Annotated in this window: 1 protein-coding gene and 1 pseudogene; both read right to left on the bottom strand. The window is 64.9% G+C overall.

Annotated elements, in window-relative coordinates:
- A partial coding sequence (locus DVK01_RS21035; RefSeq protein WP_342764913.1) for a PfkB family carbohydrate kinase occupies positions 1-398 on the bottom strand: 398 nt, incomplete at its 3' end.
- Positions 395-707, bottom strand: a pseudogene (glpR, locus tag DVK01_RS21030) (HTH-type transcriptional regulator GlpR); the annotation flags it as partial. The pseudogene glpR and the gene DVK01_RS21035, both read right to left, overlap by 4 nt.

The following is a 707-nucleotide window of genomic DNA, read 5'->3' as shown; positions in this document are numbered from 1 at the left end:
CCGACGAGGAGCGTGTCGGGTTCGTTCGCCTGCGCGGTCTCGACGAGTTCGTCCACGTCGGCTGCACGAATCTGCGGGCCGTTGTGATTGAGTTTGTACTCGCCGTCGTCCGCGAGGACGGTCGTGTTGAGGCGGGTGTCCGCGTCGACGGTGACGAAGTCCGAGGCGATGCCGTCGGCGTCGAGTCGGTCGCGGACGAACTTCCCGAAGTGGCCGCCGAGAAAGCCCGAGGCGGTCACGTCGGCGTCGAGCGCCGAGGCGTACTTGGCGACGTTGATACCCTTGCCGCCGGCGGTGAACACCGCGTCGTCGGTCCGGTGGACGACGCCGGTCTGAAGCGGTTCGTCGAAGTGAATCGTGTGGTCGACTGCTGGGTTCGGGGTGACTGTGAGAATCATCGTGCAACTCCGTCGACGACGGTGACGCCCGCGCTCTCTATCTCCTCGCGCGAGTCGGCGTCGAGCGTCCCGTCGGTGATAAACAGGTCAATCTCTTCGAGCGATGCGAACTGGACGAAGCTCCGTCGACCGAGCTTCGAGAGGTCCGCGACGAGGACGACCTTCGCGGCCTTCTCGACCATCAACTCCTTCATCCGCGCCTCGTCCTCGTTCGGGGTCGTGAGGCCGGATTCCACGTCTAAGGCGTTCGTGCCGAGGAACAGCAGGTCGAAGTTCGTCCGCTCCATGAACGACTCCGCGGTCGGTCCC

The sequence above is a fragment of the Haloarcula sp. Atlit-120R genome, assembly GCF_003665885.1.
Classification (GTDB): domain Archaea; phylum Halobacteriota; class Halobacteria; order Halobacteriales; family Haloarculaceae; genus Haloarcula; species Haloarcula taiwanensis.
Note: the sequence above shows the minus strand (reverse complement) of the source record. Positions and strands in the feature narration are given on the sequence as shown.